Source organism: Kangiella sp. M94 (genome assembly GCF_054926195.1).
Genome location: NZ_CM142903.1, coordinates 2,182,394 through 2,196,852, shown reverse-complemented (window position 1 = coordinate 2,196,852; position 14,459 = coordinate 2,182,394). Strand labels below are relative to the sequence as shown.

The following is a 14,459-nucleotide window of genomic DNA, read 5'->3' as shown; positions in this document are numbered from 1 at the left end:
GGTTAGTTGGACTTGCTGTTACGGATTAATTGCTGAGTGAATTGTAGCGTATATTGCATACTACCGATATCAGCAAGGCCTTTGCCTGCTATATCCAGCCCAGTGCCATGATCAACGGAAGTACGAATGTAGGGCAGGCCCAAGGTTAAATTAATCGCGTTGCCGAAACCTTTGTACTTCAAGGTTGGTAGGCCTTGATCGTGGTACATGGCTAGAACCGCATCGACTTGCTCTAACCATTTGGGTTGGAAGGCTGTGTCTGCGGGAATGGGGCCAATCAGTTCAGCATTAACCTGAGGGCGTATTCTTTCAAGAGCAGGAATGATGACATCTAATTCTTCTCGGCCTAAATGTCCGTCTTCGCCAGCATGGGGGTTTAATCCACAGATTAAAACTCTGGGGTGTTTCAGAGAAAATTTAGTGTGTAAATCGTTAACCAGAATGGTAATAACTTGTTCTAGAAGTTGTGGCGTTATAGCGTCAGAGACTTCTTTTAAGGGTAGGTGAGTGGTTGCTAGCGCAACCCGCAGGCCTTCGGTGGCCAGCATCATAACCACTTTGCTGGTATTGCTTTGCTCGGCAAAAAATTCCGTGTGTCCAGTGAAGGTTAAACCTGATTGATTAATAATACCCTTATGAACAGGCCCCGTCAGAATGGCATCGATGATACCGTCAGAGGCCAGCTGATGGGCCATTTGCAAAGTCTTTATGACGTAAGCAGCATTGCCCTGTTCCAGTTTGCCTGCTATTGCAGGGACACCTAGTTCGATAGGAAGGATCCAGAGGTGGCCAGAACGATGAGCTGCAGCTGGTTGGCTGTCATCAAACTCGGTGAGCTCTAAAGGAAGTTGTAGCTGTTGTGCGGTATCTTGAAGCAGCGTTGGCGAGGCACAAACTATCAGTTGATCACTATGGTCCAGTTGCGCCAGTTTTACGATAATTTCAGGGCCGATCCCGGCAGGTTCCCCTGCCGTAATCAGAATTCTTGCCGGTTTTATCAAGCGTCTTCTTCCACAATCTTCTTAACGTATGCTTCGTCACGTAATTCGCGAATCCAGTTTTCAACTTCTTCGCCAAACTTGCGCTGTTGTAGAATGCGCACAGCTTGTTGACGTTTCATGGCATCAGTTTGATCATCGGTACGACGCCCTAGAAGCTGTACGATATGCCAGCCAAAGTTAGACTGGAATGGTTCACTAATTTCATTAACGTCTAGCCCTGCTAAGGTCTGTTCGAAAACCGGGTCATATACACCCAGGTTATTCCAGCCAAGATCACCGCCTAACTTTGCTGAGCCAGGATCATCTGAGTGCTTTTTTGCTTCATCTGAAAAGTCTGCATCGCCCGCTAAAACTCGCTGGCGAATATTTTGCAGTTGCTGTTTAGCATCAGCCTCAGTGGTAATGGCATCTGGGCGGATTAAAATATGGCGGGCATTGGTTTGTTGGACTAAATGCTGTTGCTCGCCACGCTTGTTCTTTAACTTCAGGATATGAAATCCTGATGGACTACGGATGGGTTGTGAAATTTCACCTTTTCTCAAAAAACTTACCACGTTAGCGAACAGATTAGGCATGTTACTTTCGGTGCGCCAGCCAAAGTCACCACCTTCTTGTCCGTCAGGGCTGCTTGAGACTGTTCTGGCCGTTTCAGCAAAATCAGCCCCTGCTTTAAGTTCTTTGATAACGGCAAAGGCTTTTTGCTTGGCCTGGCTTTCTGTTTGTTCATCGGCATTTTCTGGAACTGAAATCAAAATGTGTCCAAGATTATATTCAACCTGGTTTTGTGCGTTCATTGCCTGAATGAGTGAATCGATCTCTTTATCGCTGACTTTAATACGGCGTGAAACAAAAGCATCGCGGAACTGGCCAGTTAAAATTTCTTTGCGTAAGTCATCTAAAAACAATTCATATGCAATTCCCTGCCGTGCAAGGTTTAAGCGGAATTCATCCAGTGTCATGCCGCTACTTTGTGCTACCTGAGTAGCATACTGTTGCAGTTCAGATGGTTGTATTTGCATGCCTGAGCGACGAGCCATTTGGTATTGCAAACTTTGTATAATAAGTTGCTCAAGCAACTCTTTCTTCAACACGTCTTCAGGAGGTAGTTGGCCTCCACGCGAACGAATCTGCTGTTTGGCTTGCACCACTTTACGATCAAGCTCGCTTTGCAGAATGACGTCTTCATCCACATGCGCAATAACTTTATCAATGACTTCTGCCTGAAGAGAAAATGCCGCAAGGCATAAAGTAAAACTAATTAATGCTTTTTTAAGAATCATAGATTATTTGCCTAATAAATCTTCGTAACCGTAAATGCTGTCTTCTAAAAACTCTGTGGTACTGCCGCGCAGACTACCAATCCCTTTTAAGACAAACTGTAAAAAGACGCCGGAGTTATGTTCATCGTTTTGCCCCGGCAAGATAAATCCTTCGCTGTCGAGCTGAATATTCAAATAGCGTCGTGCCACTAAGCGCACGGCCCAACAACATGACTCATACTCTAGACCAATAAAGGAGTCATTGGTTCGATTTTCAATCAAATCCTGATTGTAACGGCCTAAAAGCCGCCAATTATCTTTGATTGGCCACGCAAAAGCTAGCTCTGCTTCTTCTTGTGTTCTATCCAGGCGTTCGCGATAGCGGTGACCTAGATTGATAATGTGGTTGGGTTCAGGCTCATAGTGCATATTGATTAAGCCATGAGTGGTGTTGTTGGTCTGATCATCCCACTCTATAACCGATTTAAATTCAATCGCATCAGTCCAGCGCCAGTTAACCTCGGCAAGTAACCCTGACTGTTTTTTTGTTTCACGGCCAACTGTGTCGATAAGTTGCACTTGACGGTCAGCTAGATAAACGATGCGCCCCAGTGACATGGATGCCTTTTCACGCCCTTCAGAATCGAGAATACGGCTAGTCAGTGCACCGCTGATTTGGTTGGCATCACCGATACGGTCAATACCACTGAATCGATTGCTGCTGAACAGCTGGGTGAAGTTAAAAGTTGGTAAGCTGGTGTCATAGACGCCAATATCACTTTGCGCTTCGTAGGGCGTGTAAAGATAGAACAGTCTTGGCTCTAAAGTGTGCGTATAGCGCTCATCATCCCCATCTATGAAGCGCTCGAAATAAAGCCCTGTATCAACCGACGCTGTAGGTAGGGAGCGTGTTATATGATCGACATTGCCGATAAGGTCTTCCTGCTGGTAGTGAGTCAAAGAATAACGGATCTGTGGGCGGAAGAAGCTGTATAAGGTTTCGTGACTCCAACTGATCGTTGGTTCCAGATGATAACGATTAGCCGTTATCGCATTGTCCTTATCAAAACGGGTTAGCTCGCTATGAATTTTTGCACTGAAGCCATGCTCAGAAGGCTCAAAAAATCTTGTGGCCTGTATGCGCGGGGCAATGGTGTAACGCTCTACAGGGCTGTTCAGTAGTTGCCAATCCTGATATTCGGTACGGAAAAACCAATCGTTACTGCGGTGCTGGACATACAGGTTCTGCGATAAAATATCCTGATTGCTGTTTTCCAGGCTACCGCCAAAATCTTGATAATAGCCATCATCGCTGACGTTACGGGCATTAATGCCAGTGGTCCAGGTATCATCGATTGCGGTCAGATGTTGCACGTTATATTGCCACCGCTTATCACCCAAGGCATTGGGGTCTTTATCGTTAGGCAGATACTCGAAAAACAATTCACCGTTGCTGGCTTCGGTCAAATAACGAAACTCGGAACCCAACATTGAGCCTCGCGATGTCATATAACGCGGAGTAAGGGTCAAATCATAGTTGGGCGCCAGATTGAAATAATAAGGTGCGCTAACATCACGACCATTACGATCAGAATTACTGAAGGATGGTGGCAAAATACCGCTTTTGCGGCGGTCATCAATTGGGAAAGTAATGTAGGGCAGCCAAAATACCGGCACATCGGCTACTTTGACTACACTGTTGTAAGCTTTGCCCCAGCCACTTTCACGATCAATAACAATTTCGTCAGACTCAAATGCCCAGCTGCGCTGATTAGTCGGGCAGGTAGAAAACTCGGAGTTAGAAAGTGTTAGAACCTGGTTATTATCAATGGTAATCGTTTCAGCAGAACCGTTACCATTGTTGCTGTATAGGTGAAAGCGAGTGTTGCTGATTTTTGTTTTCCCTTCAAGGGCCTGGAAGCTCAGGTTATCAGCACCAACCACAAAATTCTGGTTAGTAAATAATAAGTCACCTTCCGCTCGGTAACTTTGGGTCAGGTTATCAGCTGTCAGGCTATTGGCAGTGAGTTGCTGGCCATCTTGAGTGACGATTACATTGCCATTCAAATAGGCTCTATCACCTTCGCGCACTGCGCTGTCTGAATAGACTCGAATGGGACCGGTTTCTTCACTTTGAACGGCTTGGTACCGGATAGGTTCCATTGGTTGGCTGGGACAGGTATAGAATTCAGGAAACTTAAAGCCAAGGTCTTTGCTGACAGAATCATTCTCTTCCGACTGCTCAATACGGGTTTGTTCAGAGAGGGTTTGCTCAGAGCGGGATTCTTCTGAAGAAATTTCTTCTGAAAGAGTTTCCTGTGTAGCAGTTTGATTTTCAGCAGCCAAGCCAGATGCCGGCATAGAGCATGCCGCAAACAGGAAGCCAGTCGCTAAAAAAGGGTGTACCCAAGGAGTTTTCTTGCTTACCATGTATCCGTTATTTTACCTTCCGCTATTCGCCACCAACGCTTTGTTACATAGGTTTCAAGGCGCGGAAAGTGACCAAGTGATAGAATGGCACAATGATAAACGCTTATTTGCAAGAATGAAAACCTATAATGGAAAAAGATAGTCGACAAGAAGCTCTTAAATTCTGGGCATACGCCAAAATTCGCACTCTAAATCCCCATGTTGGAAATATGGAATGGAGCATGGTGTCCGGTGACGCCAGTTTCCGCCGCTATTTTCGTTGGGGCAATGACCAGCAGAGCTGGATCTGCGTGGATGCGCCTCCTGAGCATGAAAATTCCGAACAGTTCATAACAGTCGCCGATATGCTGCAAGTGGTCAATGCCCCGCAGGTATTGGCCTACGACCTTGCTGATGGTTTTATGTTGCTGTCAGATTTAGGCGATCAGCTGTACTTGCCACTACTACTCAATCCTTCTCAATCTGCGCCAGATGCTGATGCTCTGTATAAAAATGCAATCGATAGCCTGGTCACCATGCAGTCGATTGAGGATGCTGATTCACTTCCTGCTTATGACAGTAATTTGTTGAATACTGAGATGGAGTTGTTTCGCGAGTGGTTTTTAGGTCGTTATTTAAATTATCGGCTCTCGGAGCAGGAGCATCTGTTATTGGACAAGACTTTCGAGCAACTGACGCGTAGTGCTCAAGCGCAGCCGCAAGTGTTCGTTCATCGCGATTATCATTCCAGAAATATCATGTATATCGAAGGACAGGAGCCTGGCATTATCGATTTCCAGGATGCGGTCTATGGCCCGATAACCTATGATTTACTGTCTTTATTGCGCGATTGCTATATCCAATGGCCACAGGACAAAGTACTGGCCTGGGTTGATTATTATATTGAACAATCACCCTTTTCACTTGAAAAGCAGACCTTTTTAAGATGGTTTGATTGGATGGGCTTGCAGCGCCATATTAAGGTCGCGGGTATTTTTTCACGCCTGAATTTCCGCGATGGCAAGTCTGATTACTTGAAAGATATCCCGTTAACCCTCAACTATATCCTTCAGCAAGCAGAAAACTATCCTGAAATGGCTAATTTCCATCAGTGGTTACAAGAGACCATTATGCCGCTTTATCAGAAGCGGTTAGAAGAAGATGCGCTGGGAGTCGGTGCATGAAAGCCATGATTCTGGCGGCGGGCCGCGGTGAACGAATGCGTCCGCTGACTGATGAACGCCCAAAGCCATTGCTCAAGGTCAATGGCAAAGCGCTGATTGAGTGGCATATTGAAGCACTTAAAGAAGCCGGCATTGATGAGATCATTATCAATACTTCATGGCTGGGTGAGCTGATCCCGGAGTATTTGGGTGACGGCGCTTATTGGGGCGTTAAGCTGAGCTTCTCGCCCGAAGAGCAGGCGCTGGAAACTGCTGGAGGAATTCGTAAGGCACTGGACTTTTTCGACAATGAACCTTTCATTGTGGTTAATGGCGATGTGTGGACTGATATTGACTATACAGCTATTACAAAGGCGCCTGAGAACAGTGCACACATTGTTCTGGTGCCCAATCCCGAACATCATCCGGAAGGGGATTTTTGTGTTACCGAAGGTGGCAAGGTCAAATCTGAGGGTGAGCCAAAGCTGACTTTTTCAGGTATTGGCGTTTATCATCCCAAAGTGTTTGCAGACCTGCCTGAAGATGAGGCGGTTCCATTAGGTCCGATCTTGCGCGAGTTGATGGAAGAGGATGAAGTGACTTATGAGCTATATCAGGGCCGTTGGCACGATATTGGCACACCTGAACGCTTGCAGAAACTAAACGAAAGTTTTCAGCGCAAACTGAAAACCATTGAATTTAACTTATGAATTTAATCTAGAGAACGATAAAAACGTATGAGTTGGTTTGGAAAATTATTAGGCGGTGTCATTGGCTTTTCACTTGGCGGCCCTATCGGTGCGGTGTTAGGTGGTGTGGTTGGCCATCAAATTGATAAGAAAGGTGAAGAGCAGCTAGAGCCGGGTTCGCAAGAGCGCGTGCAGGCGGCATTCTTTACTGCAACCTTTTCGGTAATGGGTCATATCGCCAAAGCTGATGGTCGCGTGACTGAAGTGGAAATTCGCCATGCCGAAGAAGTGATGCGACGAATGGGCCTCGATCAGACTGCGCGCCAACTGGCTGTCGAATTATTCAGCCAGGGTAAAGCACAGGACTTTGACCTGCATGGAGTGCTGGAACAATTTAAGCGCGAATGTCACCGACGTCGCAACTTAATGCAGATGTTCATGGAAGTACAGATCAGCATGGCGATGGCCGATGGCATAGTGCATGAACGCGAAAGAGCCGTTTTGCATGAAGTGGGCAAGTCACTTGGCTTTCCGGGCTTTATGATTGATCAGCTGATTAAAATGGTGCAGGCTCAACAACGCTTTTATCAACATTCACAACAACAGGGCGGTCAGCATGGCGGTCCAGGCTATCAGGCAGCCAGCGGTCCCAGCGTCGAACAGGCCTATCAGGTGCTCGGTGTTAAAGCGAGCGATGACCAGCAAAGTGTAAAAAGAGCTTATCGTCGGCTGATGTCACAGCATCATCCTGATAAACTGGTAGCTAAAGGGCTGCCTGAGCAGATGATCAAAATGGCTACCGAAAAGACTCAGGAAATTAAAGCAGCCTACGAATTGATTAAACGTCATAAAGATTGGTAGTTTGAGTGTGTGATAGACAGTTTAAGTATGGTCATTCCCCAATAGTGGGGAGTTTATAAAGTATTTAAGGAAACGTTATGCCAAACAAAGACACGATGATTAAACAAATTGCAGTGATGCTCGAAATGCAGAATGCAATGAACTCCAAAGTAAATGAACAGTGGTTCGAAAAAGGTTTTGAATGGTATCGTGCGATCTGGATTGAGTGTGCTGAAATGTTGGAACACTACGGTTGGAAATGGTGGAAACATCAAAAGCCTGATGCCGAGCAAGTGAAAATGGAACTGGTGGATATTTTCCATTTTGGTTTGAGTTCACGTATTGATGGTGAGACGAGTTTCGAAGCTATCGCGGAAGAACTTACCAACGAAATGCTTGAACCAACGGTAAAAGATGACTTTAAACAAACGCTCGAAGCAATGGCAGGACAGGCCGTGATGTATCAACATTTTGATGGCGCCAGTTTCGCCGGTTGTATGCAACAAATGGACATGCCGTTCGAAGAGTTATTCAAAAGCTATGTCGGCAAAAATACCTTAAACTTTTTCCGTCAGGATAAAGGCTACAAAGAAGGTACCTACATCAAAGAGTGGGATGGTCGTGAAGACAACGAAGTGTTGGTCGAAATTCTGAATAAGCTGGACTCTGAAGAAGAAGACTTTAGACACCTTCTTTATCAAGAACTGGCCGACAACTATCCGCGTCCCGATAGTAAATAATCTTTAATAGTAAAAAAATAGCTCAATGCAAATCGAGCGGGAAGTTCTCGACTGTATCAAAAGCGCCAAACGCGTCTGTATTTTAACAGGCGCCGGCGTCTCAGCAGAAAGTGGCATAGCGACCTTCCGCGATGCGCAGGAAGGTAAAGGTTTATGGAGTCAATACGATCCACAACAGCTGGCCAGCATCGATGGCTTCCTCAAAGATCCACAAACCGTTTGGCAATGGTATCAATGGCGAAGAAACGTCAACAAAGATAAACAGCCCAATCCAGCCCACCTCGCCATAGCTCAATGGCAAAAGCGCACCCAGCAAAACGGCACTCAGCTTGTCAGCTTAATTACTCAGAATGTCGATGGACTGCACCAAAAAGCAGGTTCCGATCCCGTCACTGAGCTACACGGCAATATCTGGCGTAACCATTGCCTGCAATGTAATCAAATCCACCAAGCATCCGTTGAAGCAATAGAACAGGTTCCAGAATGCGAGCATTGTGGTGGCCAGGTTAGACCTTCCGTCGTCTGGTTTGGTGAAGCCCTTCCCGAACAAGCCTGGCGAGAAGCCGAAAGCGCTGCCTATTCCTGCGACCTCTTTTTATCCGTAGGAACCTCCAGCCAGGTTTATCCCGCCGCAGGACTCGCCGCACTGGCCAAAAGCCAAGGCGCGAAAGTGATAGAGATAAACCCCGAGCCGACCAATAGCTCAGTGGTGGATTACCAGATAGCAGGGAAAGCGGGAGAGGTTTTAGCTTGATAAATTTTAATAAAAGTAGGAGGAGAGTGCATTGGTAGGAACAAAATTAAAATATACTAAAAAGCAAGTTAGGAAAGCTGGTGAGGTTTTAGTAAAGCCAAATGTTGCAACTGAGTCGCCTGAAGAGTTTGCTGCCGCTATGGATGTATTATCCAATTGGAGATCTAGTCATATTGTTCCTTTAGATAAAGCAGTAAAAAATCTGGAGGAAAAAACTAACAAGCTTGACAAGAAAGGTATTGTTGTCCATAGACTTAAAAGAACTCCTTCCATTATTAGTAAGCTTCTGAGGTTTGAAACTATGAAGCTTAGAACAATGCAGGATATCGCTGGTTGCCGCTCAATAGTCACCTCTATAAAGAAAGTACATAAATTAAAGCGTGAGCTACTTAGAGACAGTAATATTGAATTGAAAGACAACTACATTAAGAGGCCTAAAGCTGATGGGTACAGGGGAATTCACTTAGTAGGTTACTATAGCGGTGTATCAGTTAACCGGTACAAAGTTGAAATACAACTCAGATCTAGGATTCAGCATTCTTGGGCAACTGCTGTTGAGATTATAGATCTCTTTACTAAACAGGCGATCAAGTCCAACCAAGGGAAAAAAGAGTGGAAGGATTTTTTTAAGGAGGTGAGTAAGCAATTTGCTTTATTTGAAGGTGAGTTTGTTGAAGAAAGCGAACAAGAAAAGTCCCTTAAAGTTGTAACTGAACTGGTTAATAAGTTAGGAGTTAAAAATAAGTTTGAAGCTTTTGCTGGTTCTCTGAATGTTCTGGAAGAAAAAGTTTTACGAAAGGGTAGTGCAGGATACTACTTACTGCTGATTGACTTATCGAAAGGAAATGTAAATGTTACTCCATATAAGAGTGAAGATAGCAAGCACGCAATGTCTGAGTACTTAGTCAGAGAAAAAGAAGCGGCTTTGAATGAGAATTTAATTGTAGCCCTTGTATCAACAGATTCAATAACTAATCTAAAAAAAGCTTATCCCAATTACTTTGCTGACTCAACAGTTTTTATGGACCACTTAAATGTAGTTTTAGAGCAAAATAAAGGTATTCAAATGGGCTGGCTTAGGCAGCAAGTTTTAAAGTTGCCGAGGTATAGAAGGTAGAGCTATACCTCGGTAAATAAAACTTTTCTACGGTTGTGTTCACAAGCCTCATTCAACTATTCTATGGCTCCATTAGTGCTCTTATAAGACTGGCACTACTCTACAATGGGTTGAGACAAGATCCACAGGCTGAGCATGGTATATCCAATCATTAAAAATAACAGTGGGATTTGACTCATTAGCGTTTGTTTGTGGTTTTGATAAATCTTTATTGCGGAATAGTGAGCTAATACGACGCCTATAATATGACCAATGATGATGGCGTATATGGAGATAAACCATACGGTTTTAGCATTGATCACGCCAATATCTATTGCATAGTTTTTGGTGCCAAAAATATCCCATCCGTAACCTAGGGGATCGGAAGCAAGTGGAATGATTTGTTGCCCTGCAATCATTAAGTAAAAAATGTAATGGGCTATATGATATGCCAGTGCAATTGGCACGAGTGATAATACGTAGTGTCCAGCAGCAACTGTTAGTTGCATTTTTCTTCTTCCAGCTTTAACGCTTAGATAGCAAAAGAATATTAATACTATTAATAAAAGACATGGCATCACAATCAAAGCCAAGCTTTTGATTAGTATGATTATATTTATCCCACTAGACTGCAAGTCTATTAACAGTGGTCTTATCAATTGGTTTTCAGCGATAAAATTAAGTAGATCTTTCCACAGTGGCGTTTCTAAAATGCCGTCAAAAGATACGGTTGAAAGAAGTAAAATTACAAAGACCGTTTCAGAAAAGTGTAATGGCCTGTCATGGGTAAGTCCCGAGCCTGGGATGCGAATTCTTATATTGTTACTTTCAAGATTGAATAATGAGAAGCGACCGAATAGATTGAAAAAATGACTGAACAAGTCGGCATGTCGCAACCAGTTTTTGATTCCAAAGATGGCCATTCCTATCCAGGTATACAAACTGTAGATTAGGATTAACCAGAATAGCGTACCTGGTATTTCTGGTCCTTGAGCAATCAGTTCTAGCCAGGCAAAAATCAGGAAGCTAATTACAACTGGCCAGGCAGCCAGCTTTGAAGGATAGGGGCGTCGATTTTCTACGCTAAACAAATGACTCCAGAGTGCAAGTGTTCGCCAAGGATTAAGAATTGGCCATACATTCGCTACCAAAGCTACGATAAAGGTAAAGCCGACCCACCAGATGACCCAGACAAATGTTGGCGAGAAATTATTAAAGGTATCATTATCTCCAAAGTAAGCCGTTATCAATGTTAAGAAGAAAAGTGCGACTCCAATAATTTGAAAAATAAGCTTAGTGATTTTTCGGCTCGTTGAGCCTCGCGGGAGCAACCAGCTAAGCTCGAAAGAGGGTGATAGATTGGCCAGTTTTGATTGGCGTAAAAAGACTGCTGCGATGATAAAGGAAACCAGCACCACTATGGCGGCTGAGGTTAGGTACATGGATAAAGGAAGTGGCAGGTCGTATCGCTCACCAAAGGAGTGAGCAAACAGAGGCTTGCTAATTAAACCACTAATGCACAGTCCAGTTAAGAATATCCAGATTAGTTTACGGCTCTGCACCCTCATTCAGGGTAAATCTCAATATAAAAAATAGCCCCATGACTATCGCTGCCATGAGCATCATGCTGGGTTACTGCAAATCTTCCGGCGGTCACTGCATCAAACTCTAATGTCGCCACATCGTTTGCTTTTAAACTTAACGCAATATCATATCCATGCACATGAAGTTCTATCGGCTTATCTGATTTGATTGTAATCGTGATTTTTTCGTTTTGATTAAATCTTAAAGTGTCTTCACCTTCTACCTTTCCTTGAACAATATTGACGTCTATCTCGTCAGCTGTATTTCCAGCATCTAGGGTTATCGGGTTCAGTGAAAGCATTAAAACGAGAAGGGTGATGGACACAGTTCCGACTTTGGATGATAGTTTCATAGATACAGCTCCTTTGCTTGGTTAAAATATATACAAATTTGAGGTGAAATGCACCACTTTACTATATATAGTAATTAGTCCCCCTTACGGAGTAGAACAAGGAGTTGTTTATGTTTAAGTTAGTTATAACGCTTATTATTATGGTGCTTGGAGCCTATTCGAGCACTAGCCAAGGCGAAATACTTGCCTTAATCAATTATGAGAGCAAACCTGCAGACTCATTGAAATCCCTTAAGCTTTCAGGAACACAACAAAGGGAAGAAGGTATCGCTGTCATGGATGTAGACCCAAAATCAGATGCTTTTGGAAAAATCCTAATCGATATTCCTTTGCCTGCTGACTTAGTGGCACATCATATCTTTTACGACAAAAAAATGACTAAGGCCTATATCACTGCCCTTGGCAAAAGTGAGTTACGGGTTATGGACCTGAACCAATTCCCCTATCGACTTAAGCTCATTGAGCTTGATAATTGTAAGATGGGTGAAGATGTTGTCTTTTCAGCTGATAACAGCAAATGGTATTTAACCTGTATGGGTTCCGACAATGTTTATGTTGGAGACACCAAAACGGATAAAGTGCTGGATGAGATTAAAATGCCACAACCTTATCCGCATGGAATTGCAATTAATAATGACATTGATCGTATCTTAGTGACCAGCACCGTCAGTCCAGATATGACTAAAGCGGGTGATTATATTTCAGTGATTGAAGCAAGTACTCACAAGGTTATGAAGTCAATCAAAGTATCGAACAAGGATGGACCTGCAGGTGAGGCACCTGTTGAAGTCTTGTTTGTACCTAACAGTAACCCGGTTGTTGCTTATGTAACCAATATGCAGGGTGGTACTTTATGGACTTTAACCTGGGACGAGAAAAAGAAAGATTTTGATGCTGCTGAAGTATTTGATTTTTCAACTGAGGGTGCAGGGGTGCCGCTTGAAATCTATTTTAGCGACGATGCTAACACGCTATATGTTTCTACTGCTAAACCGGGGAAGGTGCATGTTTTTGATATTTCAAAAAACAGCGCCAAACCTAATCTGGTAAAAACATATGTGACAGCTGAAGGAGCTCACCATATTGCTTTCACAAAGGATGGTAGTTTAGGGTTTGTACAAAACTCATTTTTAAATTTACCCGGGATGAGCGATGGTGAAATAACGGTAGTGGATATGGCTAGTAATGAGGTGACTCATAGAATTGATACCTTTAAAGCCAATGGCTTCAATCCAAATTCTATCGTGTTGTTGCCTGAGTGGAATCATCTTGCCGGACATTAGCAGGGCAAAATAAGATTGGCGACTCGTGAGAGTCGCCAATTAATATACCGAGTTAATCAACCAGCTTAAACTCGTCTTTTAAAATCTGAACAATCTCTGCTTTGGGATTATCAGACAATTCAATTTTCTTGCCTGTAATCTTTTCAGCAATACCGATGTAGGTTCTGGAAACATCCATCAATGCATCAACTGGTAGGGCGTTGTCGCGGGCTAGCGCCTGACGTTCGTCCATGCGGTCTTTGTTCAAAAGAATGTCTGAATCTTCGAAGTGGTTTAGCAAGAACTGGCGGAAGCCTTCTTTTGAATTTTCGACTACTTTACCTTCTTCACGGAATGCTTTACCGTCCCAGATGCGTGATGAATCTGGTGTGCCCACTTCGTCCATGTAGATCAATTTTTCGTTGCCGTCTTTGTCGGTGACATAACCAAACTCGAATTTGGTATCAACGAACATCTGGTCTAATTTTTCCAGTTCGCTGCTGATGACGTCGAAACCTTCTTTTAACAATTTTTCGTACAAGTCGATGTCGTCTTTGTTACGGAAGTTGAAGGCTTGATAGTTGTCGTCAATGTTTTGACGCGTGATGTTAACGTCATCCGCTTCAGGTACGCCTGGAATGCCTTTCAGAATACCTTTGGTTGATGGCGTGATCAGTAGCTCATCAAGTTTCTGGTCTTTTTGCAGGCCATCAGGAATACGCATGCCGCAGAATTCACGTTCGCCTTTGGCGTAGGCGCGCCACATAGAGCCTGTGATGTATTGGCGGGCAATCGCTTCAATCATGACTGGGCGTGCTTTCTGTACTATCCAGACGAATGGGTGTGGAATTTCCAGAATATGGCTGTCGGCCAGGCCGTTTTCACGGAATAGCTTGAACCAGTGGTTTGAGATAGCGTTTAGCGCTGCGCCTTTGCCCGGTACGCCGTTTAAACCGTCTTCACCGTGCCAGATGGCATCGAAGGCAGAGATACGGTCACTGATTACCATAATGGCCAGTGGTGCGTCAGCTGCGACGTTATAGCCACGCTCTTGAATCAGACGTTTGCTGTCTTCTTCAGTGAGCCAATAAACGGAACGAACTTTTCCGCTATGGACAGGTTGGTTTGTACGAATGGGAAGGTCGTTGTTAACAGCTAAAACTTTTTGTGCAAGGCTCATACCAAGGTGTCCTATTCCAGAAATTACGAAGCCAGTCCCAGTGTGGGATGGCTGGGTGAATTTAGAGCGCATATGATACCAGAATCTATGCTATAGGCTAGTTTTCGCTCACATTGCATCCGATAAATTA

At 44.1% G+C, this 14,459-nt stretch carries 13 protein-coding genes; 7 read left to right on the top strand and 6 right to left on the bottom strand.

Annotated features, from left to right (window positions below):
• Positions 1-2: 2 nt before the first annotated feature.
• From pdxA to ACYTXU_RS10070, 3 genes are read right to left on the bottom strand one after another with little or no spacing between them, the layout of a single operon-like run.
• On the bottom strand, positions 3-1,001 hold the full coding sequence (pdxA, locus tag ACYTXU_RS10080) for a 4-hydroxythreonine-4-phosphate dehydrogenase PdxA (protein ID WP_462206605.1): 999 nt from the start codon (positions 999-1,001) through the stop codon (positions 3-5).
• Positions 998-2,281, bottom strand: coding sequence for a peptidylprolyl isomerase (locus ACYTXU_RS10075; RefSeq protein WP_462206604.1), 1,284 nt, complete (start codon positions 2,279-2,281; stop codon positions 998-1,000). Before ACYTXU_RS10075 ends, pdxA begins: the two co-directional genes overlap by 4 nt.
• A gap of 3 nt (positions 2,282-2,284) precedes the next feature.
• Complete coding sequence (locus ACYTXU_RS10070; RefSeq protein WP_462206602.1) at positions 2,285-4,690, bottom strand: LPS-assembly protein LptD; 2,406 nt, start codon at positions 4,688-4,690, stop codon at positions 2,285-2,287.
• Positions 4,691-4,818: 128 nt separating this feature from the next.
• Here ACYTXU_RS10070 and ACYTXU_RS10065 point away from each other — a divergent pair, with 128 nt between their 5' ends.
• The 6 genes from ACYTXU_RS10065 (at position 4,819) to ACYTXU_RS10040 (ending at position 9,972) form a co-directional block, all read left to right on the top strand.
• A complete protein-coding gene (locus tag ACYTXU_RS10065) occupies positions 4,819-5,853 on the top strand; it encodes an aminoglycoside phosphotransferase family protein (protein ID WP_462206601.1) in 1,035 nt (344 codons plus the stop codon).
• Positions 5,850-6,542: an N-acetylmuramate alpha-1-phosphate uridylyltransferase MurU gene (gene murU / locus ACYTXU_RS10060; protein WP_462206600.1), complete on the top strand. Its 693-nt coding sequence runs from the start codon at positions 5,850-5,852 to the stop codon at positions 6,540-6,542. Before ACYTXU_RS10065 ends, murU begins: the two co-directional genes overlap by 4 nt.
• Before the next feature lie 27 nt (positions 6,543-6,569).
• On the top strand, positions 6,570-7,382 hold the full coding sequence (djlA, locus tag ACYTXU_RS10055) for a co-chaperone DjlA (protein ID WP_462206599.1): 813 nt from the start codon (positions 6,570-6,572) through the stop codon (positions 7,380-7,382).
• Positions 7,383-7,459: 77 nt separating this feature from the next.
• Entirely contained in the window at positions 7,460-8,101 is a 642-nt protein-coding gene (locus tag ACYTXU_RS10050; RefSeq protein ID WP_462206598.1) for a dUTP diphosphatase, read from the top strand.
• Between the two features lie 25 nt (positions 8,102-8,126).
• Positions 8,127-8,855: an SIR2 family NAD-dependent protein deacylase gene (locus ACYTXU_RS10045; protein ID WP_462206597.1), complete on the top strand. Its 729-nt coding sequence runs from the start codon at positions 8,127-8,129 to the stop codon at positions 8,853-8,855.
• A gap of 31 nt (positions 8,856-8,886) precedes the next feature.
• Positions 8,887-9,972: a RelA/SpoT domain-containing protein gene (locus tag ACYTXU_RS10040; protein ID WP_462206595.1), complete on the top strand. Its 1,086-nt coding sequence runs from the start codon at positions 8,887-8,889 to the stop codon at positions 9,970-9,972.
• A gap of 95 nt (positions 9,973-10,067) precedes the next feature.
• Here the strand turns inward: ACYTXU_RS10040 and ACYTXU_RS10035 are convergent, their stop codons facing one another.
• Both ACYTXU_RS10035 and ACYTXU_RS10030 read right to left on the bottom strand, forming a co-directional pair.
• Positions 10,068-11,369, bottom strand: a complete 1,302-nt coding sequence (locus ACYTXU_RS10035) for a hypothetical protein (protein WP_462206594.1) — start codon at positions 11,367-11,369, stop codon at positions 10,068-10,070.
• A 146-nt stretch (positions 11,370-11,515) separates the two neighbouring features.
• Complete coding sequence (locus tag ACYTXU_RS10030; protein ID WP_462206593.1) at positions 11,516-11,887, bottom strand: hypothetical protein; 372 nt, start codon at positions 11,885-11,887, stop codon at positions 11,516-11,518.
• A 110-nt stretch (positions 11,888-11,997) separates the two neighbouring features.
• Between ACYTXU_RS10030 and ACYTXU_RS10025 the strand changes: the two genes are divergently transcribed.
• Entirely contained in the window at positions 11,998-13,170 is a 1,173-nt protein-coding gene (locus ACYTXU_RS10025) for a YncE family protein (protein ID WP_462206591.1), read from the top strand.
• Between the two features lie 52 nt (positions 13,171-13,222).
• Here ACYTXU_RS10025 and ACYTXU_RS10020 read toward each other — a convergent pair whose 3' ends face one another.
• The gene (locus tag ACYTXU_RS10020) at positions 13,223-14,329 is read right to left on the bottom strand and encodes a phosphoribosylaminoimidazolesuccinocarboxamide synthase (protein ID WP_462206590.1); all 1,107 of its coding nucleotides are present in this window, start codon (positions 14,327-14,329) and stop codon (positions 13,223-13,225) included.
• Positions 14,330-14,459: the final 130 nt, after the last annotated feature.

Bases quoted from the DNA above. Each gene is read 5' to 3' on its own strand.
- ACYTXU_RS10070 (WP_462206602.1), bottom strand. From the start codon at position 4,690: ATGGTAAGCAAGAAAACTCCTTGGGTACACCCTTTTTTAGCGACTGGC.
- ACYTXU_RS10030 (WP_462206593.1), bottom strand. From the start codon at position 11,887: ATGAAACTATCATCCAAAGTCGGAACTGTGTCCATCACCCTTCTCGTT.
- ACYTXU_RS10045 (WP_462206597.1), top strand. From the start codon at position 8,127: ATGCAAATCGAGCGGGAAGTTCTCGACTGTATCAAAAGCGCCAAACGC.
- ACYTXU_RS10020 (WP_462206590.1), bottom strand. From the start codon at position 14,329: ATGAGCCTTGCACAAAAAGTTTTAGCTGTTAACAACGACCTTCCCATT.
- ACYTXU_RS10050 (WP_462206598.1), top strand. From the start codon at position 7,460: ATGCCAAACAAAGACACGATGATTAAACAAATTGCAGTGATGCTCGAA.
- murU (WP_462206600.1), top strand. From the start codon at position 5,850: ATGAAAGCCATGATTCTGGCGGCGGGCCGCGGTGAACGAATGCGTCCG.
- ACYTXU_RS10025 (WP_462206591.1), top strand. From the start codon at position 11,998: ATGTTTAAGTTAGTTATAACGCTTATTATTATGGTGCTTGGAGCCTAT.
- ACYTXU_RS10065 (WP_462206601.1), top strand. From the start codon at position 4,819: ATGGAAAAAGATAGTCGACAAGAAGCTCTTAAATTCTGGGCATACGCC.
- djlA (WP_462206599.1), top strand. From the start codon at position 6,570: ATGAGTTGGTTTGGAAAATTATTAGGCGGTGTCATTGGCTTTTCACTT.
- ACYTXU_RS10075 (WP_462206604.1), bottom strand. From the start codon at position 2,281: ATGATTCTTAAAAAAGCATTAATTAGTTTTACTTTATGCCTTGCGGCA.